This is a genomic window from Mycobacterium ostraviense, from assembly GCF_002705925.1.
Lineage (GTDB): Bacteria > Actinomycetota > Actinomycetes > Mycobacteriales > Mycobacteriaceae > Mycobacterium > Mycobacterium ostraviense.
On the sequence record NZ_NKRE01000001.1, the window covers coordinates 4,610,951 to 4,637,388 of the forward strand.

The following is a 26,438-nucleotide window of genomic DNA, read 5'->3' on the forward strand; positions in this document are numbered from 1 at the left end:
CCCAAGGCCGCGATGACCATGTTTCGAATTGATTGGTGACCAAGCTGCTGGTTGCCAGCCGCAACCCCAAAAAGCTGGCCGAACTCCGTAGGGTGCTGGACGGCGCAGGATTGTCCGGGGTGACATTGGTGTCGCTCAACGACGTTGCACCATTCGGCGAAGCCCCCGAAACCGGTGCGACATTCGAGGACAATGCACTGAACAAGGCGCGTGCTACGTTCGCCGCGACCGGTCTGGCCAGTGTCGCTGACGACTCCGGTTTGGAGGTGGCGGCGCTCAACGGCATGCCCGGGGTGCTGTCGGCCCGGTGGTCCGGTGGCCACGGCGACGACGCCGCCAACACCGCCCTACTGCTGGCGCAGTTGCGCGATGTGCCCGACGACCGGCGCGGTGCCGCATTCGTCTCGGCCTGCGCATTGGTGTCGGCGTCCGGCGAAGTCGTGGTGCGCGGTCACTGGCCCGGCACGATTGCGCGGGAGCCACGCGGTGACGGCGGGTTCGGCTACGACCCCATCTTCATTCCCGACGGCTATCAGCGGACCGCGGCGCAACTGAGCCCCGAGGAGAAGGATGCGATGTCACATCGCGGCCGCGCGCTGAGGCTGCTGTTGCCGGAGTTGCGAGCCCTCGCCTAAAACAGTGCCGATGCCGTCAGCTGTTGGGCGACGGCGGGGCTGGTCACATCAGTCACTTGAGTCCCCTCGGGATCGGATGGTCATTGTGCCCACCTAACAGCGATAACCCCGTTGTGCGCCTTGGCTTGTCGCTCATAGTTGGGCAAATTGTGTACCGGCTTGGCCGGAACGAATGTAAGGACGTGGCTGGCACAGCCCCGGTACTCCGCGGAGCGCGGCAGCCAGACCGGCACCGCCCCGCTAGAGGTTGTGACGCGCCTTAACGTCCCTGGTTTGGAAATGTTCGACGATGATGCCCAATAGCGGGATGGTGCCGGCGAGCAGCACACCGACTGTCTTGCCGATCGGCCAGCGAACCTTGACGGCGAGATTGAAAGCGGCCAACACGTAGACGAAGTAGACCCAACCGTGCACGATCTCGATCCAGCGGATCTCGTGGTGGAAGACCAGGTGGGAGACCAGTTCGTAACACAGGGCGATGAGCCAGATACCCGTCGTCCACGCCATCACGCGATAGCCGAGCAGCGCGGTGCGGATCTTTTCCGCGGGAAAGATAGTGTTCCGCTGCGTTTCGGGGGTCTCAGGCGTCGTCATGCGGTGTTCCTGTTCTGCCTTTCGGCATCGTGCTTCGCGAGTTCGGCCAAGTATGCGTTGTATTCCTGTAGTGCAGGATCGTCGGTCGGCTGTGGCGCGGGCTTGGGCCGTTCGGGCAACAGTCCGGCTGGTATCTCGGTCATGGTGTTTCGCGGCTCCGGCGGCACCTCTTCGTAGCGAACGAACTTGCGGTACGCGTAGATGCAGAACCAGGCGAACATCGGCCACTGCAAGGCGTATCCCAGGTTCTGGAAGGTGCCGGACACCGACTGGAATCTGGTCCACTGCCACCAGCCCAAGGCCAGGCAACCGCAGGCGGCGACGATCGCCACGGCGATCAGCGCGGGCCTGCGACGATGCGTAGTCGACACACTTAGACGGTACCGCGACGATGCGTTATGACTTGGGTCCGACGAACTCGTCGAGACGCGCGACCGTGGAAAATGAATGGTTTGCGGTAACCGGCGATGACGTAACGGCTCGACCGTGTCCAGGAGATTCCATGGTCATCGAGTGCCCAGGTGAACAAGCCCAGGATGTCCTCGGATCTGTTCGAGAAGTGGTAGCGAACGCTTCGCACTCCGCGATCGTTGGCGACGACCCGGCAGCCGTCGCTGTCGATCAGTCCGCGAACTCTCTGCGGATCGCACCTGCGGGCTCCTTTTGTCGTGATGGACCCAAGGGAGGAGAGACCACCGACAGACTTGCCTGGCGCGCCGGGCGGTACGATCGGCAACGCTGCGGGCGTGGCGGAATTGGCATACGCGATGGTTTTAGGTGCCATTGCTCGAGAGAGCTTGAGGGTTCGAGTCCCTCCGCCCGCACCCTTGTGATTGTGTGTTGGCTGACGCCGTACGGTTTACAGTCGACCAGTCGGTTGGATCGCTGGCCCAAGGGTGGTGAGGTGCAGCAGGGAGACAGGCGATTCCCGCGCTATCCCGTGATGTGAGGCCTCAGCGGCACTGGAAAGAGTATTCAGCTAGCGCCCCCCTTGACTTGGTCGGTCGAGGCTCGTTTTTTGGCCATCATGTGGTTGATGACGTCCTGCCCGGCGCCCGTGTCATCCAAATGCGCATGATCTATGTTCGTGAAATGGTGACCTATTCCACTGCACGTATTGCGCTTGGCGCAACCCGCGCTGCCGTCGGTCTCGGCAGCTGGCTCGTCCCGGACTCGACGGCGCGGCTCTTCGGCATTGACCCCGTGACCGCAAATCGCTTCCTGACAAGGCTTTTCGGTGCCCGAGAACTCGCCCTGGCGGTGGCGTTGCTCGCGGCCCCGCCCGGTGCGGTTCGGGCGGTCGCGGCGGCGGGCGCGGTGATCGACACGGTCGACGTAATCGCAGGACTTGATGAGGCCCGACGCGGAAACCTCAGCACCCAGGCGATTCTCCTGGGCGCAGGCGGCGCACTGGTTTTCGCCGCGCTAGGATCTTCCGTGGCATGCGAGAGCCGCTCGGACGACGGTTGAGCGACGCGGCTTTGCCGTACGCACAACTGCGCGGCGAGTCGAGGCGATAGTAGATGCTGCCGCCCAGTCGTTGGGCGACCGCCAGCAGGGCGATCTGACCATCCCCGATCTGGCTGACGCCGCGGAGTGCCGACAGGAGACTTGCTGTTCTTCGCCGCCAAGCACGAGCCACGTTCGAAGTGGTTAACGCTGCGCCGCTCGCACCAGGTTCGACCCGACGATCAGCCGCTGAATCTCGCTGGTGCCCTCGTAGAGCCGCAGTAGCCGAACATCGCGGTAGATGCGTTCCACCGGGACGCCACGCATGTAGCCACTGCCACCATGAATCTGCACCGCGAGATCGGCTACCTTGCCGGCCATTTCGGTGCAGAAGAGCTTCGCCGCCGACGGCGCGATCCGGCAGTCCTCTCCTGACACCCACAGCCGTGCGGCATCGCGGACCAGCGCGCGCCCGGCCAGCACGCCGGTCTGCTGATCGGCCAGCATCGCCTGCACCAACTGGAAGTTTCCGATCAGGGTGCCACCCTGCGTCGCGGTGGTGGCATAGGCCACGGACTCGTCGAGCGCTCGCTGAGCCGTGCCGACCGCGATCGCGGCGATATGCACCCGGCCGCGTGCCAACGACGTCATGGCAGCTCGATAGCCGATGTCCTCGCTGCCGCCGATCAGCGCCCCGGCGTCGACCCGGACGTCGTTGAAGTTGACGTCGGATGTCCATGCCCCTTCCTGGCCCATCTTGGCGTCCTTGACACCGACGTCCACTCCTGCCGCGTCCGCGGGAACCAGGAAGACCGCGATACCGGCGCCCCGCTCGTCGGCCGGCCTGGTCCGCGCGAAGACGATGAACAAACCGGCGACCGGCGCATTGGTGATGAAGCGCTTCTGCCCCGAAATCACCCAATTGCCGTTGTCCCGAACCGCTTTGGTGCGTAATCCGGCTGGATTCGACCCCGCGCCGGGTTCGGTCAGTGCGAAAGAGGCGACGACGTCGCCGCAGGCTATCGGTTCCAGCCAGCGGGCTTTCTGCTCGTCGGTGCCGAAGCCGACCAGCACCTGCCCGGCGATGCCGTTGTTGGTGCCGAACATCGACCGCAACGCCAGCGAGGTGTAGCCCAGCTCCATGGCCAGTTCGACGTCCTGCGGCAGGTCGAGGCCAAGCCCGCCCCATTCTTGTGGAATCGCGTAGCCGAACAATCCCATCTTCTGGGCATGCTCGCGCAGGTCGTCCGGCACCCGATCGTTGTCCAAGATCTCCTGCTCACGCGGGATCACGGCGGTGCGGACGAAGTGACGGGTCTGGGTCAGGATCTGCTGAAAGTCCTCGTCGCTGACTGTCACGGGCATCGCATCATCATATATGAAATATGATATTTGAACGGTGAGTGCCCGGCTGCGGGCAGGACAGTGAGGAACAGTTGATGTCATTGCTGAACGGTCAGACCGCGGTGGTCACCGGCGGAGCCCAAGGACTGGGCTTGGCCATTGCCGAGCGATTCGTCAAAGAGGGCGCGCGCGTCGTGCTCGGTGATGTGAACCTCGAAGCGACCGAAGCCGCGGCCCAGAAGCTGGGCGGCGATGCAGTAGCCGCGGCCGTGCGGTGCGACGTGACCAAAGCCGACGAGGTCCAAACGCTCATCCGCACGGCCGTCGAGCTTTTCGGCGGTCTCGACGTCATGGTCAACAACGCCGGCATCACCCGAGACGCGACCATGCGCAACATGACCGAGGAGCAGTTCGACCAGGTGATCAACGTACATCTGAAGGGCACCTGGAATGGCACCCGGCTGGCGGCGGCCATCATGCGCGAAAACAAGCGGGGCGCAATCGTGAACATGTCCTCGGTGTCGGGCAAGGTCGGGATGGTGGGCCAAACCAATTACTCCGCGGCTAAGGCCGGGATCGTCGGGATGACCAAGGCCGCCGCCAAAGAGCTTGCCCACGTGGGTGTTCGAGTGAACGCAATCGCCCCCGGATTGATTCGCTCGGCAATGACGGAAGCCATGCCGCAACGCATTTGGGACCAAAAATTGGCCGAGGTTCCGATGGGCCGGGCGGGTGAGCCCAGCGAAGTCGCCAGCGTCGCCTTGTTTTTGGCCTCTGACCTGTCCTCGTACATGACCGGAACCGTGCTGGATGTCACCGGCGGGCGGTTCATATGACTGACGCTGTCATCTGTGAGCCGGTCCGCACGCCGATCGGCCGCTACGGCGGGATGTTCAAGTCGCTCAGTGCCGTTGATCTCGGTGTCGCTGCACTCAGCGGGCTGCTGGAACGCACCGGTCTGCCGCCCGATGCGGTGCAGGACGTGATCCTGGGGCACTGCTATCCCAGCAGTGAGGCACCTGCCGTCGGCCGCGTGGTCGCATTGGATGCCGGCCTGCCCGTGACGGTTCCCGGCATGCAGGTCGACCGCCGCTGCGGTTCGGGCCTGCAGGCCGTGATCCACGCCTGTCTGCAGGTGAGCAATGGCGACAACGACCTCGTCGTCGCCGGCGGCTGCGAAAGCATGAGCAATGTCGCGTTCTATTCCACGGATATGCGCTGGGGTGGCGTCCGCGGTGGTATCCGGGTGCACGACGGGCTGGCTCGTGGCCGCACCACGGCCGGGGGCCGGAATTATCCGATGCCCGGCGGAATGCTGGAGACGGCCGAGAATCTGCGCCGCCGGTACGGCATTTCGCGGCTGGAGCAAGACGAACTCGCGGTGACGTCGCATCAGCGCGCGGTCACCGCCCAAAAAGACGGCGTCTTCGCCGAGGAGATCATTCCAGTCGCAGTGCCCACCCGACACGGCGAGGAGCTGATCGGCACCGACGAGCATCCCCGCGCCGACACCACGCTTGAGTCGCTGAGCAAGCTCAAACCTGTTCTGCTGAAACAAGATCCGGAGGCCACGGTAACAGCCGGCAACGCCAGCGGCCAAAATGATGCGGCATCGATGTGCGTGGTGACCACGCCGGCCAAGGCCGCCGAGTACGGCTTGCGGCCGTTGGTCCGGTTGGTGTCCTGGGGGCTGGCGGGGGTGGCGCCCGACATCATGGGCATCGGTCCGGTGCCCGCGACCGAGGCCGCACTCGCCAAGGCGGGCCTGCGGCTGGCCGACATCGACCTCATCGAACTCAACGAAGCGTTCGCCGCCCAAGCGCTTGCGGTGATGCGGGAGTGGAACTTCGGTGCCGCCGACCGGGAGCGCACCAACGTGCACGGCTCCGGCATCTCGTTGGGTCATCCCGTCGGCGCCACCGGCGGCAGGATGCTGGCCACTCTGGCGCGTGAACTGGACCGCCGCCAGGCGCGCTACGGCCTGCAGACCATGTGCATCGGCGGGGGTCAGGGGCTGGCCGCCGTCTTCGAAGTGGTCGCATAGACATGCCCGGTCCCGCGTTGCCCTTGAGCGGTATCAGCATCGTCGAGGTTTCCAGCTTCGTGGCCGCACCGCTGTGCGGCTTGACGCTCGGTCAGCTTGGTGCACAGGTGATCCGCGTCGATCCGATCGGCGGCGCTGCCGACGTGCAGCGCTGGCCGCTCGCTTCATCCGGAACGTCGATCTACTGGACCGGACTGAACAAGGGAAAGCGTTCGGTGACCGTGGATCTGCGCTCGGCGGAAGGACAGCAGCTGGTGCAGCGGTTGGTCGTCGAGGGCGACGGCATCGTGGTGACCAATGCCGGCTTTCCCTGGCTCGGCCACGAGCTGCTCGCAGCCCGGCGTTCCGACGTCATCCACCTGCAGCTACTCGGGCGAGGCGACGGCTCAACTGCCGTCGACTACACCGTCAACGCGGCCACCGGCTTCCCGCTGGTCACCGGTCCGGTCGGCCACGCCGGCCCGGTCAACCACGTGCTGCCGGCCTGGGACGTCTGTTGCGGTCTGTATGCCGCGCTGGCCGTCGTCGCTGCGGTGCGCCGCCGCGACCAGACCGGGATGGGGGCTCGGGTCAGTCTGGCGCTGGAAGACGTTGCGCTGGCGACGGCGGGAAACCTGGGGCTGTTGACCGAGCCGCAGGTCATTGGGACGCAACGGCAGCGGCTGGGAAATGCCGTCTATGGCCAATACGGCCAGGACTTCACTAGCCGCGACGGGGTCGGGTTCATGGTTGTCACGTTGACGGGTAAGCACTTTCGCGATCTGGTCGACGCGACTGGCACCGGGGCGGCGGTGTCGGCACTGGCCGAGGCGCTGGGCGTGGACTTCGCCGCCGAAGGCGACCGGTACCGCTACCGCGATGTCCTCACGGGCCTCTTCGCGACCTGGTTCGGCGACCACAACGCCGACGAGATCACTGCGGCACTGTCGGGTACCACCGTGCTTTTCGAACGCTACCGCAGCTTCGCGCAGGTAGCTGCGAGCCCGAAAGTGACTGCCAACCCGCTGTTTTCCCTACTGTGCCAGCCCGAAATCGGTGATTATCTGGCCCCTGGCATGCCGACGGCGTTCGATGGCGCCCACCCGGCCAGCACGCCCGCAGCGGCACTCGGACAGGACACCGCTGCGGTGCTGACCGAGTACCTCGGACTGACGGCCGCCGAAATCGCGCGATTGTCGGGCGCCAAGACGATAGGAACACCAGCACATGACTAGACTTGCCCAGACCCTCGGGATGACCGAGCTGCAAACCGAAATCATCGCCACCGTACGGCAATTCGTCGACAAAGACATCATTCCCAACGCGCCGGAGCTGGAGCGTGCCGACACCTATCCGCAGGCCATCGTCGACCAGATGCGTGCCATGGGCTTGTTCGGCCTGATGATCTCCGAAGAATACGGCGGCCTGGGGGAGTCGCTGCTGACATACGCGTTATGCGTCGAAGAGCTGGCGCGCGGCTGGATGAGTGTATCCGGTGTGCTCAACACCCACTTCATCGTGGCCTACATGCTGCGCCAGCACGGCACCGACCAGCAGAAGCGGCGCTTCCTGCCGCGGATGGCCACCGGCGAGTGTCGCGGCGCGTTCTCGATGTCCGAGCCGGAACTGGGCTCCGACGTCGCCGCGATCCGCACCCGGGCCCGACGTGATCCCGGTGGCGACTACGTCATCGATGGCCAGAAGATGTGGCTGACCAACGGCGCCAGTTCGACGCTCGTGGCGGTGCTGGTACGCACCGACGAAGGCGCGGCCAAGCCGCACCGCAACCTGACCGCATTCCTCATCGAAAAGCCCACCGGTTTCGGAGAAGTGGCACCGGGCTTGGTGATCCCCGGAAAGATCGACAAACTGGGCTACAAGGGCATCGATACCACCGAACTCATCTTCGACGGTTACCGGGCACCCGCCGACGACATCCTCGGCGGCACTCCGGGGCAGGGCTTCGTCCAGATGATGGACGGCATCGAAGTCGGCCGGGTGAACGTCGCGGCGCGAGCCTGTGGTGTTGCCATTCGAGCCTTCGAGCTCGCGGTGCGGTACGCCCAGCAACGCCACACCTTCGGTAAGCCGATCGCCGAGCACCAGGCCATCGCTTTCCAGCTGGCCGAGATGGCAACCAAGGTCGAAGCGGCACACCTGATGATGGTCAACGCAGCGCGGCTGAAAGACTCGGGCGAGCGCAACGACGTCGCCGCGGGAATGGCGAAATACCTTGCCAGCGAATACTGTTCGGAAGTCACCCAGCAAAGCTTCCGCATCCACGGCGGTTACGGATACTCGACGGCCTACGAGATCGAGCGGCTGATGCGCGATGCGCCGTTCCTGCTGATCGGCGAGGGAACCAGCGAAATACAGAAGTCCATCATCAGCAAGCGGCTGCTCGACGAGTATCGGATGTGAAGCGATGACTGTCCCGGATTTCGCTGCGCGGCCGCAGCTTTCCGACGACGTGGCGAGTTTTGTCCGCAAGAGGATTTACGACGGCAGCTACGCCGCGGGCAACTACATTCGCCTCGATCAGCTGGCCGCGGAATTGGGAATCAGCGTGACACCGGTGCGTGAGGCGCTGTTGACGTTGCGCGCCGAAGGACTGGTCGCCCAGCAGCCGCGCCGCGGGTTCGTGGTGTTGCCAGTGACCAAACGCGACCTCGCTGACGTCGCCAACGTGCAGGCGCACGTTGGCGGCGAGCTGGCGGCGAGAGCCGCGATCAGCATCAGCGACCAGCAGTTGCGTGACCTCAGGCAGATCCAGGCGCAGCTCGAGGAGGCTTACGCCGCCGACGACGACGAGCGGACGGTCCAGCTCAACCATGAGTTTCACCGGGCCATCAATATTGCGGCCGACTCGCCGAAGCTGGCGCAATTGATGTCCCAGATCACCCGTTACGCACCCGAATCGGTGTTTCCCAGCATCGAGCATTGGCCGGCCCGGGCAATCAAGCATCATCGGCGGATATTGTCGGCACTGGCCAAGCACGACGACAACCTGGCCCGCGCCGCCATGGCCGACCATCTTGCCGCCAGCGCAATCCCGTTGATCGACCATCTGATTGCGCGTGGGGTGGTGGCAGAAACGGAGCGCCCGGCGCATCGCGGCTAGGCCGAAGCTACGGCGATTACCCCGAGCCATTCGGCGCTATCCGGTGCTGGCATGGGTATAGGCTGCCGCTAGGCCCAGCCAGATTGAAGAGGACGAAATGCCCCATGCATTCCGAGCGTCAGCCGCGCTGGTTGCCTGCGCGGCCGCGATATCGCTCGCGTCACCGGCCGGTGCCGAACCGGGCGACCAGTTCCCCGGCGACGGAGTATTTCTGGTGGGGACTGACATCGCACCAGGTACTTACCGCACCGAGGGACCATCGAATCCGCTTATCCTAGTGTTCGGTCGGGTGTCCGAGCTCTCAACCTGTTCGTGGTTGATGCACGGCACACCCGCGGCCAGCGCTGAGGACATTGTGAACTCGAATACCTCGATGGGTCCGATGTATGTGACGATCCCGGCGACGGTAGCGGCTTTCGAGACGAGAAACTGCAAACTTTGGATGCGGGTCTCCTAATGAGGCTAGCCTCGATCCGTGGATGGGCCGGCCTTGGCCCGTCTTCTCGGCGCGGACGACTTGGCCGTTTTGCGTTGCGGTGAAGCCGATTTGGCTGCTATCGCCCGTTCCTCGATCAACCGGCCGGCGTGGTCGAGGATGCAGTTGAGGCCGTATTCGAAGTTGGCCTCGTCAGGGGTCGCGATGCGGTGTCCCTTCCCGGTGACTCGGGCAATCAAGGGTGTGGTTTGCGGGTCGATCTCCATGGCGTCTTCCAGCGCGCGCGGCCCGCTGTCGGCGGACTGGTGCTTCTCGTTGAGCCGATGCAGCACCACCGACCCGCGGACGTGAAGCGAGACCGCGGCATAAGTGTCAAAGGCGTCCTCGGGGGACAGACCTGCCTGCACCAGATTCGCGATGGCCCGCTCCATCTCCTGGGCGCCGAGCCGGGCGGCCCTGGGACTGAGCGCCGACCGGATCAGGATCAGATCGCACAGGATCGGGTTGCCCATGAAGGTTTTCCGCATCAGGCGGGCGTGGTTGCGTAAAGTCTCGCGCCAGTCGTCGGCCTCGACGTACGGGGTGGCAAAGACGTACTTGCTCAAGGCGCGATCGGTCATCGCGTTGAGCAGATCGTCCTTCTTGCGGAAGTACCAGTAGATGCTGGTGACGCCTACTCCAAGATGTTTGCCGAGCAGCGGCATGCTCAGGTTGTCGATGGACACCTGTTCTGCCAGTTTGAAGGCGCCGGTGATGATGTCGTCTGGATTGATGGACCCGCGTTCGCGCCGCTGACGCTTGTCGGCGGTTGCCTGCTTTGCCACTACGCGGCTACCTCCATCGAAGATCTGTGTTGGGTACGCGGTCCTGGTCGTGCGCCGATCCGCCTGACCGGCACTGCTTCGGGCGCCTTTACGTCTGCTACTGTAATACCTATCGTAGGCTTTTTGGTATAAGCGGCTGGGCGGGGCGAGCATGACCGGGCTGAGGCAGCGTGGCAACGGCCGGTGAGGCGCGTGCCTGGGCACGGGGCGCGTTGCGGGGCATCGGCGACTCGCTGTATACGCCGTTCTGCGGGAACGACGGCGACGACATCGACTGGGATGCCTATCGGACTCTGGTGCGCTATTGCGTCGGTGACCTCGGGCATCCGATGCTGTGGTGCACCAGCGGAATCGGGGAATTCTGGTCACTGACCATCGACGAGCGGAAGCGGCTGCTCGAGGTCGCGATCGAAGAAGGGCGTCGCTGCAATCCTGACGTCGTCATCCAGGCCTGCACATCGGCGATGACAGCCTTGGACTGCCTGGACTTGACGCTGCACGCCGAGGCGGCGGGCGCCGACATCGCCTATATCCAGACGCCGATGATGGAAACCCACGGCGGTGAAGGCGTGTTGAGATTCTTCAAATACGTTGCCGCACATACCGACATCGCGCTGGGCATGTTCAATTCGCCGTCCTCAGGGTATGTGTTGACGCCGGCCGAGAGTGCGCACATCTACCACGAAGTGCCCGCGGTGTGTGCGACCAAGGAGGGCGCCTTCCGACCCCAGGCCAGTCGGCTGCTCCACGAACTCGCCCCCGGACTGGTGCTCTGGGAATGCGACAAGACGATCTACCGCGCCGGATGGCTGCGCGCCGGAATCGTCTGTCCGGCACAGCTGGGCACGGCCGGCTATCTGATGGAGACGCCGCAGCGGCGGCTGCTGTCCGAATACTGGGATTTGGTGTTGGGGGACAAGCTCATCGAGGCGATGGACTATGGACGTGATTCGGGTCTGGACCAATTCGACGTGGACCTCGGTTCGTGGTGGACCTGCTATCCGGGCAGACCCGACTACTTCACCCACTGGGGCGGTGCGTTCAAATACTCGGCGTCGGTGCTGGGTCTGCCGATCGGGTCCTATCCGCATTCCCGGCCGCCCCAGGCCGAGTTGCCGCCCGAGGCCAAGACCCAGATCACGGCTGCCTACCGTCGGCTGGGGCTCATCGATGGCTGACCGCCGCGCCGCGGTGGGGTCGAGGGGACACCGATGAGCAACGCTGGCGACGACGCGGTGCTCTACGACCCAACCCCCGGTGGGGTAGCGATCCTCACCTTCAACCGCCCCGATCGCCTCAACGCCTGGGGCCCCGACATTGCCGCGGGGTTCTATGCGGTGCTCGACCGCGCCGAACAGGATCCGGAGATCCGGGTGATCGTGCTGACCGGCCGCGGCCGGGGCTTCTGTGCCGGTGCCTATTTGGGCTCGCCGGATTCAGCGGCGGGATACGGGGCCACGATGGCGACGGCACGTCAGACCGATCTGGCCGATTTGGTCGGCGACCGCCCGCCCCATTTCCTGACGACGCTGCGCAAGCCGGTGATCGCCGCGATCAACGGTCCCTGCGCGGGCATCGGTCTGACGCAGGCGCTGATGTGCGACGTTCGATTTGCCGCCGCCGGGGCGAAGTTCGCCGCCGTCTTCGCCCGGCGCGGGCTGATCGCCGAGTTCGGCATCTCCTGGATACTTCCGCGCTTGACAAGCTGGGCCGTCGCACTGGACCTGTTGCTGAGCGGCCGAACGTTTTTGGCCGAAGAGGCCGCAGAGTTGGGTCTGGTCAAGGAAGTCGTCGCGCCCGAGGATTTGATGAAGCGCACTCTCGAGTATGCGGAGGACATCGCCCGCAACTGCTCGCCGGCGTCGATGGCGGTGATCAAGCGTCAGGTCTACGGTGACGCCACTGGCGATGTCATCGAAGCCACTGCCCACGCCGAAGTTCTGCTGCGCGAGGCGATGCCGAGGCCAGACGTTGTCGAAGGAATCGTGAGTTTCCTGCAGAAGCGGCAACCACGGTTTCCGTCGCTCACATCGGAATGAGGAAGATCATGGGGCACTTGAATTACCAGCCGATCGACGTCGACAACCACTACTACGAACCACTGGATGCCTTCACCCGCCATCTGGACAAGCGGTTTCGCCGCCGTGGTGTGCAGATGTTCAGCGACGGCCGCCATACCCAGGCGATCATCGGCGACCGCGTCAACCGATTCATCCCCAATCCGACCTTCGATCCGATCATCGTGCCGGGCTGCCTGGACGTGCTGTTCCGCGGCGAGATTCCCGAGGGCGTCGACCCGGCGTCGCTGATGAAGGTCGAGAAGCTGGAATTGCGGCCGGAGTACCAGCACCGGGACGCACGCGTTGCTGTGCTCGAAAGCCAAGGCATCGAAACGATTCTGGTGTTCCCGACCTTCGGCTGTGGAGTCGAGGAAGCACTCAGGGGTGACATCGAGGCGACGATGGCATCCCTGCATGCCTTCAACCTGTGGCTCGACGAGGATTGGGGTTTCGACCGCCCGGACCATCGCGTCCTTGCCGCGCCAATGATTTCGTTGGCCGACCCCGAAGAAGCGGTCAGAGAAATCGATTTCGTGCTCGCACGCGGTGCACGACTGGTGCATGTGCGTCCGGCGCCGGTTCCTGGTATTCCGAAGAACCGCTCGCTGGGCCACCGCTCGCACGACCCGGCCTGGGCGCGGCTAGCCGAAGCCGGCGTGCCGGTGGCCTTCCACCTGGGCGACAGCGGCTACCTGAAAATCGCTGCGATGTGGGGCGGAAAGGAAACCTTCGAGCCGTTCTCGGCCCCGCCCGACCCGCTGGACAAGATACTCGTCGACGACCGTGCCATCCATGACACCATGGCTTCGCTGATCGTCCACGGTGTTTTCGATCGTCATCCCGCACTCCGGGTCGCCAGCATCGAGAACGGCTCGGAATGGGTGCATCGGCTCGCCAAGCGGCTCAAGAAGCTGGCTAACCAGCATCCGCGCTCGTTTCCTAACGATCCCGTCGATACGTTGCGCGAGCACGTGTGGGTGTCACCGTACTACGAGGAAGATCTCGAGTTGCTGGCCGGCAAGATCGGCGTCGATCGCATTCTGTTCGGATCGGACTGGCCCCACGGCGAAGGTCTGGAGTCACCCCTGTCGTTCACCGGGGAACTTGCCGCGTTCAGCGAAGTCGACACCCGAAAGATTATGCGCGACAACGCCGTGGCCTTCCTCGGCATCACGGTGTCCTCGGTGGCCTAGGGAAAAGTCGTGCCCCAGTGGACTATCGGCGCCGTGCTGGACGCCATCGCGCAGGTCATCCCGGATCGCCAGATGACGGTGTGCGGTCCGCGCCGCAGCACGTTCGCCGAGTCGGCCGCACGAACCAACCGGTTGGCAAACTACCTGCACGGCAACGGCTTCGGAGCCCGCCGACCGCGTGAGTCGCTGCAGCGGTGGGAATGCGGTCAGGACCGGGTTGCCCTGATCATGCACAACGACCTGTATCCCGACATGGTGATCGGCTGCCTCAAGGCGCGCGTCGTGCCGGTCAACGTGAACCACCACTACTCGCCGTGTGAGATCGCTGAGCTGCTCGACTATGTCAAGCCGCGGGGCGTCATCTACCATCGTTCGCTCGGTGCCCGGTTCGCCGAAGTGTTGCCGCCCGACCGGGCCGAGCTACTGATATCCGTCGACGACGCGAGCGGCGCTGCCGAACTGCCGGGCGCGGTTTCGCTCGACGACGCGCTGGCTGCCTGTGACGATGACCGCACTGTCGCGGGTTCGCCGGACGATCTGATCATGATGTGCACCGGTGGAACGACCGGACGCCCCAAGGGAGTGCTATGGCGCCAAAGCGATATCTACGTGACGTCGATGGTCGGCGCCGACCATGCAAGCGTCGAAGAGATCCATCAGCTGGTGCGCGCGGGCGGTCCGCCGTGGTTCGCCGTTTCACCTCTCATGCATGCGGCCGGCATGTGGACGGCGTTCGCGGCTCTTCTGCACGGCCTCACCGTCGTCATGTACGACGACCGCGACAAGCTCGACGCGCGGTCGGTCTGGGCGACCGCCCAGCGCGAACGGGTGGGCATGATCACCATGGTCGGCGACGCATACGCCGGGCCGCTGGTCGCCGAGCTGCGGAACCGTACCTACGACCTGTCGTCGGTGCACTCGATCGGCACGGGCGGGGCGGCCACCAACGCGAAATACAAACGGGCACTGATGGAGTTGCTGCCGCAGGCCACCATCATCGAGGGCTACGGCTCGTCGGAGACCGGCAACATGGCATTCGGGTACAGCCGCGACGGAACCGCCAGCGAAACCTTCGAACCCAGAGTAGGCGCTACCGTCGTCTCCGCGGACCGCAGCCGATTCCTGCGGCCCGGCGAGTCCGAGATCGGCTGGGCGGCCAGAATAGGCCGGATTCCACTGGGATACTTCAACGACGCCGAAGCCACCCAACGCACCTTCCCCGAGATCGACGGCCAGCGGGTGGTGATACCGGGTGACCGGGCCTGCCTCGAGAAGGACGGAACCATCCGGTTATTCGGCCGCGATTCCCTGGTGGTGAACACCGGCGGCGAGAAAGTGTTCGTCGAAGAGGTCGAGGAGGTACTGCGCACACATCCCGGCGTTGCCGATGCCGTGGTGCTAGGACGGCCCAGCGAGCGCTGGGGACAGGAAGTGGTCGCGCTCGTCGCGTTGCGTCCGGATGCCTGCGTGGTCGAACCGGAGCTGTATGCCTTCTGCACCTCGCAGCTCGCGCATTTCAAGGCCCCCAAGGCGTTCCTATTCGTCGAGCACATCCAGCGTCTGGGCAACGGCAAGCCGAACTATCGGTGGGCCAGAGAGCAAGTGACGCGGCGGGTTCCGGCACCATGACGCACAAAGTGATCGACTGCCTGGTAAACGTCCACTTCGGCGAGGCCGGATCCCAGCCGACCTGGATGCTCAAGGTTCGCGACGACTACTTCAAGGGCCCCGAGTCGATGTTCGAACCGGTCGACCTCTCCGCGCTGCTCGCCGAGATGGACGAGCAGGGGGTGCACAAAGCGATCCTGATGGATTCGCTGGCCAACCCGTCCGCCACCGCGCGCGCGTTCGTCGAAGCCAAGCCTGATCGGTTCGCGCTGGCCATGGGTGGAGTCAACCTGCTGCGTCCGGTCAAGCCGTTGCGCGAACTGAGCGCCATCGTCAGCGACCTGCCCGTCGCGTATGCCGTTGTCGGGCCCAGCTTTTGGGGAGACGGGCAATACCCGCCCAGCGACGCCGTCTACTATCCGCTCTACGCCAGGTGCGCCGAACTCGACCTTCCGCTGTGCGTCAACACCGGCATACCCGGACCGCCGATCCCCGGAGAAGTACAGCATCCGATGCATCTCGACCGGGTGTGCGTACGGTTTCCGGAGCTGCGGCTGTGCATGATCCACGGCGCCGATCCATGGTGGGACGTGGCGATCCGGCTGCTGCTCAAGTACGCCAACCTGCGGCTGATGACCTCGGCATGGTCGCCCAAACGGCTGCCGGAAAGCCTGCTGCATTACCTGCGGACCCGGGGCCAGAACAAGGTGATCTTCGCTTCTGATTGGCCGGTGTTGCCGATGCGCAGGGTCATACCCGAGGCGCTGGCCCTGGACCTGCCGTCCGACGTCCTGCAGAACTACCTCTACGACAACGCCCGAGAATTCTTCTTCGGTGAGGAGCGCTGACGATGGACCGTTTCGAATTGCGCCGGCTGGACTACAGCTTGTCCGAGGACCATATCGCGTTGCAGTCGGCGTACAAACAGTTCTTCAAGACCCACTGCTCGATCGAAACGGTCCGTGCCGCAGAGCCATCCGGTTTCGACAAGAGCCTGTGGGAGCGGTTGTGCGGGATGGGTGCCACGACGATGGCGCTGCCCGAGTCCGCCGCTGGTGATGGCGCGACGCTGGTCGACCTCACCCTGGTGGCCGAGGAGATCGGCCGCTCGCTGGCGCCGGTGCCGTGGATCGACCATGTCTGCGCGACGCGGCTGTTGGCGCGCCTCGGGATGCTGGACGCCGAAACCGCTGCTCTGGCCAACGGAGAACAGGTCGCGGCGCTCGACCCGCGGATCGACGCTGGGCCGGGCCGGCGGCCGGTTCCCGCCGGGTCGATTGCTGGCCATGTCGTCGTTGCCGACGGCGACCATATCCTGAGCCTGACGTTCGGCACGCAGCCGGCGAAGGTGGACAACATCGGCCGGCTGCCGATGGCCTGGGTTGATCCGGCGTCCGCTGACTCCCGTACGGTCGTGGCCCGCGGGTCCGAGGCGATGGCGAATTATCAACGGGCCCTGGATGAATGGCGACTGCTGATGGCCGCGGCGCTGGTTGGCCTGGTCGAGGAGACGATGACGATCGCGGCGGAGTTCGCCAAGACCCGTTACACGCTGGGTGTGCCCATCGCTACGCTGCAAGGCATTTCGCACCCGCTGGCGAACATGGCCATCACCGTGCACAGCGGGCGCAATCTGGTTCGGCGGGCCGCCTGGTTCTTGGACAACGAACCCGGCGAACGACCGGAACTGGCACCGGCAGCGTTTCTGTTCATGGCCGAGGAAGCCGCGAAGGCCGCCACCATGGCCGTCCACATCCAGGGAGGCCTCGGGGTTTCGGCTGAGGCCGCCGCCACCGCCTATCTGGTGCGGGCCCGCGGATGGCCACTGGCCGGCGGTGATCCGGGCGCCTGCGCCCGGCGGATTGCCGAGATCGTGGCCGCCCGCGAAACCGCGTCGCGCGCCGCGTGCGTCTAGGAACTGGAGCCCAACGATGGACTTTTCCCTGGTGGATCTTTCCGAAGAGGACCAGGCATTCCGCGACGAGGCGCGCCGCTTCCTGACCGAGCACGTGACCGACGAGGTCCGCCGTCACGACCGTGAGACCGGCGACAACTTCCATGAGGGTCTGCACCTGAAGTTCGGCGCCGCAGGGTATTTGGCAGCGGAGTGGAAGACGGAATGCGAGGGTGGATTCAGCAGAGTGCGGCGGCGCATCTGGGAGCTGGAGAAGCGGCGGGCACGGGTGCCATGGGTGACGTGGGGAACGACCGCCATGGTGGCTCGTTCGGTGACGAAGTTCGGCTCGCCCGAGCTTATCGAGGAAGTATTGCCCGGCGTCTTCAGCGGCCATGTCCGGCTGTGCCTGGGCTACACCGAACCCGAAGGCGGATCCGACGTCGCCACCTGCAAGACCCGCGCGGTGCACGACGGCAATAGCTGGGTGATCAACGGTTCGAAGATGTTCACCACCGGCGCGCACAACTGCCAATACGTCTTTCTGATCACCAACACTGACCCGCAGGCCCGAAAGCACAAGAGCCTGACCATGTTTCTGGTGCCGCTGGACTCGCCGGGCATCGAGATCCGGGGCATCCGCACGGTGGACGGCGACCGGACGAACATCGTCTACTACAGTGACGTGCGCGTCGATGACAAGTATCGGCTGGGCGAGGTCAACGGGGGCTGGACGGTCCTGCGGGAGCCGCTCAACGTCGAGCACGGCGCGGTCGCGCCGGCACCCGACGGGTTGCAGGACACCTCGATCATGATGCACCAGGCCGGCGTCATGGCCGAAGCGGTCGACCGGGTCGCGGCGCAGGTGACCAAGCCCGGTCCCGGCGGGCACCGGCTGCTCGACGATGGGTCGGTGGCATATCGATTGGGCCGCGGTGTCGCGCGGGTGGAGGCAGCGCTGTCGGCGCCGGGCATCTTCGGGCGAGTGGCGATCGCACAAACCATGCGCGACATCTCCCCGGATCTGATGGACATTCTGGGGACCCCCGCTGCATTGCCGTTCGGGGCCGACGGCGCGGCCGATGACGGCGGCGCCGAGTACGTCTACCGCTTCGCGCCGTTGGTCGGAATCTACGGCGGCACATTGGAAGTGTTCCGCAACATGATCGCCGAGCACGTCCTTGGACTGGGCAAGCAGATCCACGCGCCGCCCGCTACCAAAGTTTCCTCGCGCCGAGCGTGAACAGGCTGCGGTGGGCATCGGCGTGTCGTCACAGTAGGTTCACGTTCGGCGCGACGGACGTTCGGCAAGACGACGTCACGGCATGATGAGCGTGCGCGTCACCGGTTCCGCGGCGGCCTGCCGGGCGTGGATGCCGCGCTGCAGCGCGGCCAGCAACGCGTCCCGGGTTTCGCGGGGGTCGATGAGTTCGTCGAAGCCCATATGCTCGGCCGACCGAAACGACGCCTGCAGCTCCGCGTTTCGCAGCTTCGCGGACAGCTCCTGGTCTGCATGTGAGGCGCGGCTGAGCGCCGCGGCACCCATGGCGCCCATGGTCGCGCCCGGATAGGCGAACGTCGCCACCTGGCCGTCGAAGCTGATCAGTCCCATCACCATGGAGCCGAAGCCGTAGGCCTTACGCAATGTCACGTGCAGCTTCAGCGTGGTGGCCGCGGTCTGCGCGGCGAACATCCTTGCCCCGCTGCGCAATACGCCGGCACGTTCGGACCGGCTGCCCGGCAGCATGCCGGGGTTGTCGGCCAGGAAAACGATTGGCAGGTGGAAGGAGTCGGCCACCATGATGAAGTGTGCGGCCTTGTCGGCGGCGTCGGCGTCGATGGACCCGGCCAGCACCTGCGGCTGGTTGGCTACGACCGCGACCGGATGCCCCCCGAGGTGGGCGAGGGCGCAGATGATGGCCCGGCCGAAATGCGGTTGTACTTCCAACCAGTCGGGCGAGTCGCAAACGATATCGAGCACCGAACGTATGTCGTAGACGCGGCGGTTGTCGCGCGAGACGATCTCCAGCAATTCCGGAGTGGACCGTGGGCCGGATGCCGAAGAGGCCGGCAGCGACGGCGGATACGACCACGCGCTCGACGGGAAATAGGACAGGTAGCGGCGAATGATATCCAGCACAGCCGCATCGTCGTCGGCGACATTATGGATGACACCGCTGGCCAGGGCGACGTCCGGACCACCCAACGTTTCTTTCGAAATGTCTTCACCCGTAGACTCTTTGACCACGGGCGGACCGGCCGTGAAGATCGCGCCCTGTCGGCTCATGACGGTGAAATCACAGATCGGGGCCACCAGGGCGCCGTGTCCGGCCGAGGCGCCCAGCACCGCGGCCACCGTCGGAACCCGGCCCGAGCACCGTGCCTGGGCCAGCAGGTCGGTCGGGCTACGTCCGTAATGGGCACCGGTGGGGCGAAACCCGGCGCCTTCGAGCAGCATCACCAGCGCTATCTTGTCGCGCAACGCCAGCTCGGCGATGCGGTAGCGCTTGGAATTGCTACCGGGCGCGATGGTTCCGGCCAGCGTCGTGAAGTCTTCGGCGCCCACCATCACCGGGACGCCGTTGATCCGGCCCCAGCCGGTGACGACCGCGTCGGCCGCGACCTCGCCGCCGACGATGGTGCCAAGTTCACGGAAAGTGCCCGGGTCGAGCAGGCGTTCGATGCGGGCGCGCGCGTCGAGTTTGCCCAAACCGCGATGCTTGTCGAGTCGCTCCGGCCCACCCATCGCCCGTGCCTGCCGGCGGCGACGGTCGAGGTCCTCGAGCGTCTGCTGCCAATCCTCGGCTTTGGTCATGCGTCTGTCCTACATACTGGATTGCTTACTGTAAAGTCGCTCGCATGTTGAGCGTGTCCCGCCTCAAAATCGACGGGGGCATTCCCAACCAGCTCACCCGGGTCATCGAGGCGGCCGACGCGTTGGAGCGGAACGGATATGACGGCGGCTGGACAGCCGAGACCAGTCACGATCCGTTTCTGCCGCTGCTGCTGGCCGCCGAACACACGTCGCGCATCGAACTCGGCACCAACATCGCGGTGGCCTTCGCGCGCAATCCGATGATCGTCGCCAACCTGGGCTGGGATCTGCAGAGCTATTCCCAAGGACGGTTCATCCTCGGGCTGGGCACCCAAATCCAGGCCCACATCGAGAAGCGATTCGGCATGCCCTGGAGTCACCCGGCCCGCCGGATGCGGGAATTCGTTGCCGCGCTGCACGCGATCTGGTCCGCCTGGCGCGACGGCGGCAAGCTCCGTTTCGAGGGCGAGTTCTACACCCACAAGATCATGACCCCGATGTTCACGCCGGAGCCCCAACCGTACCCGGCACCGAAAATCTTCCTCGCCGCCGTGGGCGACGCGATGACCGAGATGTGCGGCGAGGTCGCCGACGGCCACCTCGGACACCCGATGGTCTCCCGGCGCTACCTCGATGAGGTGACCATGCCGGGGTTGCTCCGCGGGTTGCAGCGTTCCGGCCGGGATCGCGGCGACTTCGAGGTGTCCGCCGAAGTGATGATCGCGACCGGCGAGAACGACGCGGACCTGGAGACGGCCGTCGCGGCCGCGCGCAACCGGATCGCCTTCTACGGTTCCACACCGGCCTACCGCAAGGTTCTCGACGTGCACGGCTGGGGCGACCTGCAGGCCGAGCTGCACCGGCTTTCCCTGCACGGTGAGTGGGACACCATGGGATCTCTGATCGACGACGAGATGTTGCGTGCCTTCGCGGTCGTCGGACCGGTCGGCGGCATCGCCGCCGCGCTGCGCGACCGCTGCGACGGCGTGGTCGACCGGGTGCTGCCGGTCTTCTTCGCCGCCTCGCAGGCCTGTATTCGAGCCGCGCTGAAGGACTTTCGGCAATGACGGTGCGGACCGTGGACGAGGCCGCCAAACTACTGGCAAACCCGCTGGCCTATACCGATGAACCGCGGTTGCATACGGCGCTGACTCACTTGCGTGCCAGCGCTCCGGTGTCGTGGGTGGAGGTGCCCGACTACCGGCCGTTCTGGGCGATCACCAAACATGCCGACATCATGGACATCGAGCGCGACAACATGCTGTTCACCAACTGGCCGCGCCCCGTCTTGGCGACGATAGCGGGCGACGAGCTACAGGCAGCCGCGGGTGTCCGCACGCTCATCCACCTCGACGACCCGCAGCACCGGGTGGTCCGCGCGATCGGCGCTGACTGGTTCCGCCCAAAAGCCATGCGGGCGATGAAGATTCGCATCGACGAATTGGCCCAGAGCTACGTCGACAGGATGGCGGCGGCGGGGCCCGAATGCGATTTTGTGCAGCAGGTCGCGGTCAATTACCCGCTCTACGTGACCATGTCGGTGCTTGGGCTGCCGGAGGCCGACTTCGGCCGGATGCTCACGCTGACCCAGGAGTTGTTCGGCAGCGACGACAGCGAATACCAGCGCGGCACGTCCAACGAGGACCAGCTGCCCGCGCTGCTAGACATGTTCGAGTACTTCAACGCGGTGACCGCGGCGCGCCGCGAGCATCCGAGCGACGATCTCGCGTCGGCGATCGCCAACGCCCGCATCGACGGCGAGCCGCTGTCGGACGTCGAGACGGTGTCCTACTACCTGATCGTGGCGACCGCCGGGCACGACACCACCAGCGCAACCATCTCCGGGGGCCTGCGGGCACTCATCGAGAATCCGGACCAACTGCAGCGGCTGCGTGACGATCTCGGCCTCATGCCGCTGGCCACCGAAGAGATGATCCGTTGGGTCACCCCGGTCAAACACTTCATGCGCACCGCTGCCGCCGACACCGTCGTGCGCGGAACACCCATTGCGGCAGGCGAATCCGTGCTGCTGTCGTATGCCTCGGCCAACCGCGACGAAGACGTCTCGAGGAGCCGTTCCGCTTCGACGTGGGACGCGAGCCCAACAAGCATCTGGCCTTCGGCTACGGCGTGCACTTCTGCATGGGTGCCGCACTGGCCCGGATGGAGGTCCGCAGCTTCTTCTCCGAGTTGCTTCCCAGGCTGAAATCCATTGAGCTCTGCGGTGATCCGCAGCTCGTCGCCACCACATTCGTCGGCGGTCTCCACCTCCCGGTTCGGTACACGGTGTCCTGACCCGCGACAGGACGGCGACTGGTCACGTGAGTCACCCGGGCAACCCGGGGGCCGGGATTTTCTCGGATATTTCAAGGTGCCCACCTCACTCGGAAATTCATGGTGATCACGAATGCGGCTGGTCAACGATGTCCTGTTGCGCAGCCTTGGCTGCCTGGCTCTGTTTTCGGCACACCTTGGCCCTGTTTTCAGCACGCCGATACCACACCCTCGCTCACACCTCTTGTGATGGCAGGCGTTCGGGGGATGTCTCACGTGCTCACCGAGTCGGCTGTCATGCCGGCGCATCGAGTGTGCGGTGACGGCTTTGAGAGTGTATGTAGGGCGGGAATATCCACGATCGGCCACCCTGACGGTACACTCGGCGCCGTCAGCACACACTCGGCGCCGTCAGCACACACTCGGCGCCGTCAGCACACACTCGGCGCCGTCAGCGCACACTCGGCGCCGCCAGCCGCCGACCCAACCGAACCAGCACGCGATTTTCCATCTCCCCACACCGAGGCGCAGCCCCACGACCGCTAGAAGCGACAAACTCGTTTCGCCCCTGCGGGTGTCGCCGAACGAGGGGCAAAGCGGGTATCGGTGGCAGTCCTAGCGACCGAGGTTCGGTTACCTGGCCGCCGAGATCTCCTTGATGATCGCCGGGCCGTGATTGTCGGCCAAGACGGCCGGCTTGTCCTTGTTCCAGTAGCCGTTGACCAGGATGGCAATTCCCATCGGCTCATATCCGGGGCCGGCGGGCGTGATCCCGACCCAGCACGAGCAACCGCCCGCAGAGGTCAGGCCGTCTTTCCAGATGATCTGGGGCGGGCCGGTTTCGACCTGCCACGCAAGGCCCATCTGTGCGGGTCCCCGGGTGTGCCTGCCGCACGTCTCGACCGATAACGGCTCGGGACCGGATCGTGGTGGCCAGTGCCTGCGTCAGATGCTCAGGTCCGCTGACGGCGCCGAGATGCGCGAGCAGCCAGGTATGCATATCGGCCGCTGAGGACTTCAGATCCGAAGGGGCAGCCGGCGATACCTCCCGGCCGTTGGGGTAGGCACGCGCCAGCGGTGCGCCGTCAGGCACCGTCGTGCCGGTGTGGGGCATGGCTAGCTAGTGGTCCGGTGACCTGATCGCGCAGCACGCCCGCGTACGACGCAACCATGCCCGCGCACCGGTAGGCCGACACGGCGGCGAAACCCAACGTGATGAAGCCGAGGTTGGAGTATTGCCAGCAGCTTCCCGGTTGCGGGCCGCGGTGGGTCCGCCACGTGTTGAGCAAACTCGGCGGCGGCGCGGCGGGATTGGTGAGGAACAGGCCGTCACCGTCGGCCGGACCGGTGGAATCGTGCGCCAGACCCGACGTGTGCTGGGCGAGCATCCTCGGGGTGACCTGCTGCATGGCCTTACTCAGATCTCCGTTGTCGCCGAGATAGGTGCCCAGGTAGCGCTGCAGCCCGGCATCCCAGTCGAAGCAGTCCGGCCGCATCGCTACCCCGGTGGCGAACAGTGCGCTGGTGAAGGTCTTGGTCACCGATCAGATCGAGAAGATCGTTCTTTCGGTGGGCGGGTTGTTCTCGGCCACCGTTCCGTACATGTAGAACGGCTTGAACGCGCCGTTCGGATACGCGAAAGCCACCGCGACGCCGTAGTCGCGTCCTGGAGCTCTGACCCGCAAGCGATCGAGCAACCTCTGGGCGTGATCGCCGATGATCCGGTCGACATCGGACTGGGTGAGCCGGATCGGCCTGCCGCGGGTCTCCGGTCTGGCGGTGGTCGTTGGATCGGCGCGGCGCTGGGTGGGAGGCGCGCTACAGGCGACAAGCGCACCGGCAACACCGACATGCGTGGTGAGTCACCCGAACTCGCGGCGAGAAAAAGCGCTCATCGCGGCCTTCATGATCCGTACTCCACGGACCATCCGGTCGGCAATAAGTCAATGACATTCGGCGCGGTATCGCTACACTCTCGTTGGAGTACGCACGAGGACGCAACGATATGACGCGCAAGACGATTGTCATCACCGGCGCCAGCGACGGCATCGGGGCGGCGGCGGCGCGGCGGCTCAGTCGCATTGGCGAACACGTCGTCGTGGTCGGGCGCTCGGAAGTCAAGACCACCGCAGTGGCCACGGAGCTGGGTGCGGATTACTTCGTGGCCGACTTCGCCGACCTGTCCCAGGTGCGGGCCCTCGCGGACAAGATTCGCTCGGAGTACTCACGCATCGACGTCTTGGCCAACAATGCCGGCGGCATGAGCCGAACGACTCAGTTGACGGCCGACGGCTACGAGAAGACCTACCAGGTCAACTATTTGGCGCCGTTTCTGCTCACCACCCAGCTGCTGACGGTGCTGCTCGATTCTCGCGCGACGGTCATCAATACGACCAGCTCGTCGCAGAAAATGCTGCCCCGAGTGACCATTAGCAGCCTCGAGAACAACACGGCTCGACATCGGCCCAGCGTTGCCTACGCGCTGACCAAATTGGCAATCGTGTTGTTCACCAAGGAATTACATCGCCGTTACCATGGCAGCGGACTGTCGGTCGCGACGTTTCATCCCGGATATGTGAACTCCAACTTCGGCGATGCATCCGGATCGCGGGTCCTGACCTTCATGAAGCACCACGTACCGATATCGGCCCGATTCACGGCCACCCCGGACCAGGGAGCCGAACAACTGGTCTGGCTGGCGTCCAGCCGGCCCGGCGTCGATTGGATGTCAGGCGAGTACTACTCCCGGCACAAGATCGCCAAAGCCAACCGCGCGGCGTACGACCCGCGCCTGGCCGGCGAGCTGTGGGAAAGCACGATGGCCAAGCTGGCCTAGGCGCGGCTCCGGCGTTGCGAATGAGCTCCGGGCGCTGTGCCGCCGCAACGACTGAAATACGGCCAGCTAACATTGAATTTCGTGCTAGGTGTTCATCACGCCGCGATCTGCACCGCTAATGTCGAAGGTTCTCTGCGATTCTGGCGGGACGGTCTCGGGTTGACCGAATTGTTCGACCATACTTTCACCGGTAATTGGCCGGAATTGTTCGGCGCCAAGACCGACCAACTGCGATCGATCTTCCTGGGTGATCCGCAGACGCCCGATTGCGGCATCGTCGAACTGGTGGAGTTGTTCGGTGCCGATGAGGCGCTACCCGCGCCTCGCGCTCCGCGGCACGGCTTCTTTCTGCTGTCGTTGCAGCGCGACGTCGACGCGACGTTGTCCGCGCTGGCGGCTTTGGGTTTCGCCGACGGGGTACGGCGGATCAGCATGCCGGCTCCGGCCGGCAAAACCGTCCCGATGGCGGTGGTCACCGCACCGGACGGCGTTCTGGTCGAGCTGATCGGACCCGCGGCATGAGCGCTACGACCGCCCTGGTGACCGGCGGTGCCTCCGGGATCGGACGAGAAGTCGCCGCCCGGCTGCGCGACGCGGGCCACGACGTCGTCGTGTGGGACTTATCCGATGCCGACATCATCTGCGATGTCAGCGACCCCGACGCGGTGGCGGCCGCGATGGCACAAACCGTGCGCGAGCATGGGGTGCCCACCCGGGTGGTCACCTCCGCCGGCGTCGGGTCCTCCGGTCTGTTGCTGAAACAGACACCCGCGGAATGGGAACACATCTTGGGGGTCAACCTCACCGGGACCTGGCTGACCATCCGTGCGGCCGCCCAAGCCATGATAGATGCCGAAGTGGGAGGGTCGATCGTCGCGGTCTCCAGCATCAGCGGGACCGTCGCCGACCGCGATATGGGTGCCTACTGTGTGTCCAAGGCCGGGGTGGACATGCTGGTGAAGGTCGCCGCGGTGGAGTGGGGCACCTACGACATCCGGGTCAACGCCGTCGGACCGGGAGTCACGCGAACCCCGATGCTGCCCAACCCGGAAGCGTGGCCCGGCTGGGTGGACGGCCTGTCCAGGCGGACGGCCCTGGGTCGCCTGGGCGAGGTCAGCGACGTGGCCGCGGCCATCGTCGGTGTCCTCGAATTACCGTGGGTGACCGGGCAGGTAGTACACGCCGACGGCGGCCTGGCCCTGCACAGCCCGATCGACGCCTATGGCCAAGTCGAGCGGCTGATGCGTCTCAAGCGGCTGAGAGAACTCAGAGACCAGCGGGAGAACGCCAAGAAAGCTTAGCGGACACCGAAATCTATGATGCCGCAGATGA

27 protein-coding genes, 1 tRNA gene and 1 pseudogene are annotated in these 26,438 nt (G+C 65.1%); 21 read left to right on the forward strand and 8 right to left on the reverse strand.

Translation table 11 applies throughout. The features are described from left to right. Positions 1-32 precede the first annotated feature (32 nt). Positions 33-635 carry an RdgB/HAM1 family non-canonical purine NTP pyrophosphatase gene (rdgB, locus tag CDN38_RS21530; protein ID WP_180276367.1) on the forward strand — a complete coding sequence of 201 codons (603 nt, stop codon included), beginning with the start codon at positions 33-35 and terminating at the stop codon, positions 633-635. Between the two features lie 240 nt (positions 636-875). On the opposite strand, the gene CDN38_RS21535 is transcribed toward rdgB, so the two are convergent. After that, entirely contained in the window at positions 876-1,229 is a 354-nt protein-coding gene (locus CDN38_RS21535) for a DUF3817 domain-containing protein (RefSeq protein WP_075510463.1), read from the reverse strand. After that, entirely contained in the window at positions 1,226-1,600 is a 375-nt protein-coding gene (locus CDN38_RS21540) for a hypothetical protein (protein WP_075510464.1), read from the reverse strand. Before CDN38_RS21540 ends, CDN38_RS21535 begins: the two co-directional genes overlap by 4 nt. A 369-nt stretch (positions 1,601-1,969) precedes the next feature. Here CDN38_RS21540 and CDN38_RS21550 point away from each other — a divergent pair. Together CDN38_RS21550 and CDN38_RS21555 are read left to right on the forward strand one after the other, a co-directional pair. After that, positions 1,970-2,053, forward strand: a tRNA-Leu gene (locus tag CDN38_RS21550). A gap of 205 nt (positions 2,054-2,258) precedes the next feature. Further along, complete coding sequence (locus tag CDN38_RS21555; RefSeq protein ID WP_075510465.1) at positions 2,259-2,699, forward strand: DUF4267 domain-containing protein; 441 nt, start codon at positions 2,259-2,261, stop codon at positions 2,697-2,699. 183 nt (positions 2,700-2,882) lie between these two features. Here CDN38_RS21555 and CDN38_RS21560 read toward each other — a convergent pair whose 3' ends face one another. Beyond that, positions 2,883-4,043, reverse strand: coding sequence for an acyl-CoA dehydrogenase family protein (locus CDN38_RS21560; RefSeq protein WP_075510466.1), 1,161 nt, complete (start codon positions 4,041-4,043; stop codon positions 2,883-2,885). Between the two features lie 71 nt (positions 4,044-4,114). Between CDN38_RS21560 and fabG the strand changes: the two genes are divergently transcribed. The 6 genes from fabG (at position 4,115) to CDN38_RS21590 (ending at position 9,623) form a co-directional block, all read left to right on the forward strand. Further along, positions 4,115-4,858 (forward strand): 3-oxoacyl-ACP reductase FabG, encoded by a 744-nt coding sequence (gene fabG / locus CDN38_RS21565; protein ID WP_099319451.1) that lies wholly within the window; start codon positions 4,115-4,117, stop codon positions 4,856-4,858. Further along, a complete protein-coding gene (locus CDN38_RS21570) occupies positions 4,855-6,066 on the forward strand; it encodes an acetyl-CoA C-acetyltransferase (RefSeq protein ID WP_075510467.1) in 1,212 nt (403 codons plus the stop codon). The genes fabG and CDN38_RS21570 overlap by 4 nt, the downstream gene beginning before the upstream one ends. A gap of 2 nt (positions 6,067-6,068) precedes the next feature. Next, the gene (locus tag CDN38_RS21575) at positions 6,069-7,280 is read left to right on the forward strand and encodes a CoA transferase (protein ID WP_099319165.1); all 1,212 of its coding nucleotides are present in this window, start codon (positions 6,069-6,071) and stop codon (positions 7,278-7,280) included. After that, positions 7,273-8,466: an acyl-CoA dehydrogenase family protein gene (locus CDN38_RS21580; RefSeq protein WP_099319166.1), complete on the forward strand. Its 1,194-nt coding sequence runs from the start codon at positions 7,273-7,275 to the stop codon at positions 8,464-8,466. Before CDN38_RS21575 ends, CDN38_RS21580 begins: the two co-directional genes overlap by 8 nt. A 4-nt stretch (positions 8,467-8,470) precedes the next feature. Beyond that, entirely contained in the window at positions 8,471-9,166 is a 696-nt protein-coding gene (locus tag CDN38_RS21585; protein ID WP_075512834.1) for a GntR family transcriptional regulator, read from the forward strand. Between the two features lie 97 nt (positions 9,167-9,263). Beyond that, on the forward strand, positions 9,264-9,623 hold the full coding sequence (locus CDN38_RS21590) for an Rv1352/Rv1906c domain-containing protein (RefSeq protein WP_075512835.1): 360 nt from the start codon (positions 9,264-9,266) through the stop codon (positions 9,621-9,623). A 5-nt stretch (positions 9,624-9,628) separates the two neighbouring features. On the opposite strand, the gene CDN38_RS21595 is transcribed toward CDN38_RS21590, so the two are convergent. Then, positions 9,629-10,426, reverse strand: a complete 798-nt coding sequence (locus tag CDN38_RS21595) for a TetR/AcrR family transcriptional regulator (RefSeq protein ID WP_075512836.1) — start codon at positions 10,424-10,426, stop codon at positions 9,629-9,631. A 170-nt stretch (positions 10,427-10,596) separates the two neighbouring features. On the opposite strand from CDN38_RS21595, the gene CDN38_RS21600 reads away from it, so the two are divergent. Genes CDN38_RS21600 through CDN38_RS21630 form a run of 7 tightly spaced genes read left to right on the forward strand, consistent with a single transcriptional unit; the run spans position 10,597 to position 18,424 of the window. Continuing rightward, positions 10,597-11,604 carry a dihydrodipicolinate synthase family protein gene (locus CDN38_RS21600; protein ID WP_075512837.1) on the forward strand — a complete coding sequence of 336 codons (1,008 nt, stop codon included), beginning with the start codon at positions 10,597-10,599 and terminating at the stop codon, positions 11,602-11,604. Between the two features lie 33 nt (positions 11,605-11,637). Continuing rightward, positions 11,638-12,465, forward strand: coding sequence for an enoyl-CoA hydratase (locus tag CDN38_RS21605; RefSeq protein ID WP_075512838.1), 828 nt, complete (start codon positions 11,638-11,640; stop codon positions 12,463-12,465). 8 nt (positions 12,466-12,473) lie between these two features. Continuing rightward, positions 12,474-13,679 carry an amidohydrolase family protein gene (locus CDN38_RS21610; RefSeq protein ID WP_075512948.1) on the forward strand — a complete coding sequence of 402 codons (1,206 nt, stop codon included), beginning with the start codon at positions 12,474-12,476 and terminating at the stop codon, positions 13,677-13,679. Between the two features lie 9 nt (positions 13,680-13,688). Further along, the gene (locus tag CDN38_RS21615; protein ID WP_075512839.1) at positions 13,689-15,308 is read left to right on the forward strand and encodes an acyl-CoA synthetase; all 1,620 of its coding nucleotides are present in this window, start codon (positions 13,689-13,691) and stop codon (positions 15,306-15,308) included. After that, a complete protein-coding gene (locus CDN38_RS21620; protein WP_075512840.1) occupies positions 15,305-16,135 on the forward strand; it encodes an amidohydrolase family protein in 831 nt (276 codons plus the stop codon). Before CDN38_RS21615 ends, CDN38_RS21620 begins: the two co-directional genes overlap by 4 nt. A 2-nt stretch (positions 16,136-16,137) precedes the next feature. Beyond that, positions 16,138-17,202, forward strand: a complete 1,065-nt coding sequence (locus CDN38_RS21625) for an acyl-CoA dehydrogenase family protein (protein ID WP_075512841.1) — start codon at positions 16,138-16,140, stop codon at positions 17,200-17,202. 16 nt (positions 17,203-17,218) lie between these two features. Continuing rightward, the gene (locus tag CDN38_RS21630) at positions 17,219-18,424 is read left to right on the forward strand and encodes an acyl-CoA dehydrogenase family protein (protein WP_075512842.1); all 1,206 of its coding nucleotides are present in this window, start codon (positions 17,219-17,221) and stop codon (positions 18,422-18,424) included. A gap of 75 nt (positions 18,425-18,499) precedes the next feature. Here CDN38_RS21630 and CDN38_RS21635 read toward each other — a convergent pair whose 3' ends face one another. Next, on the reverse strand, positions 18,500-19,996 hold the full coding sequence (locus tag CDN38_RS21635; protein WP_075512843.1) for an acyl-CoA carboxylase subunit beta: 1,497 nt from the start codon (positions 19,994-19,996) through the stop codon (positions 18,500-18,502). Between the two features lie 44 nt (positions 19,997-20,040). Between CDN38_RS21635 and CDN38_RS21640 the strand changes: the two genes are divergently transcribed. Together CDN38_RS21640 and CDN38_RS21645 are read left to right on the forward strand one after the other, a co-directional pair. Next, positions 20,041-21,063: an LLM class F420-dependent oxidoreductase gene (locus tag CDN38_RS21640; RefSeq protein ID WP_075512844.1), complete on the forward strand. Its 1,023-nt coding sequence runs from the start codon at positions 20,041-20,043 to the stop codon at positions 21,061-21,063. Further along, a pseudogene (locus CDN38_RS21645) lies at positions 21,060-22,291 on the forward strand (cytochrome P450). Before CDN38_RS21640 ends, CDN38_RS21645 begins: the two are co-directional and overlap by 4 nt. 612 nt (positions 22,292-22,903) lie before the next feature. On the opposite strand, the gene CDN38_RS21650 reads toward CDN38_RS21645, so the two are convergent. The 3 genes from CDN38_RS21650 to CDN38_RS29655 all read right to left on the reverse strand — a co-directional run bounded on the left by CDN38_RS21650 (position 22,904) and on the right by CDN38_RS29655 (position 23,955). Continuing rightward, positions 22,904-23,134, reverse strand: a complete 231-nt coding sequence (locus CDN38_RS21650) for a hypothetical protein (RefSeq protein ID WP_075512845.1) — start codon at positions 23,132-23,134, stop codon at positions 22,904-22,906. A 221-nt stretch (positions 23,135-23,355) separates the two neighbouring features. Then, positions 23,356-23,811, reverse strand: a complete 456-nt coding sequence (locus tag CDN38_RS21655; protein ID WP_075512846.1) for a serine hydrolase — start codon at positions 23,809-23,811, stop codon at positions 23,356-23,358. A 3-nt stretch (positions 23,812-23,814) separates the two neighbouring features. After that, positions 23,815-23,955 (reverse strand): hypothetical protein, encoded by a 141-nt coding sequence (locus tag CDN38_RS29655; protein WP_161951688.1) that lies wholly within the window; start codon positions 23,953-23,955, stop codon positions 23,815-23,817. A 320-nt stretch (positions 23,956-24,275) separates the two neighbouring features. On the opposite strand from CDN38_RS29655, the gene CDN38_RS21660 reads away from it, so the two are divergent. From CDN38_RS21660 to CDN38_RS21670, 3 genes are all read left to right on the forward strand, one after another. Next, positions 24,276-25,106: an SDR family NAD(P)-dependent oxidoreductase gene (locus CDN38_RS21660; protein ID WP_075512847.1), complete on the forward strand. Its 831-nt coding sequence runs from the start codon at positions 24,276-24,278 to the stop codon at positions 25,104-25,106. An 81-nt stretch (positions 25,107-25,187) separates the two neighbouring features. Next, complete coding sequence (locus CDN38_RS21665) at positions 25,188-25,628, forward strand: VOC family protein (protein WP_161951689.1); 441 nt, start codon at positions 25,188-25,190, stop codon at positions 25,626-25,628. After that, on the forward strand, positions 25,625-26,407 hold the full coding sequence (locus tag CDN38_RS21670; RefSeq protein ID WP_075512849.1) for an SDR family NAD(P)-dependent oxidoreductase: 783 nt from the start codon (positions 25,625-25,627) through the stop codon (positions 26,405-26,407). Before CDN38_RS21665 ends, CDN38_RS21670 begins: the two co-directional genes overlap by 4 nt. Positions 26,408-26,438: the final 31 nt, after the last annotated feature.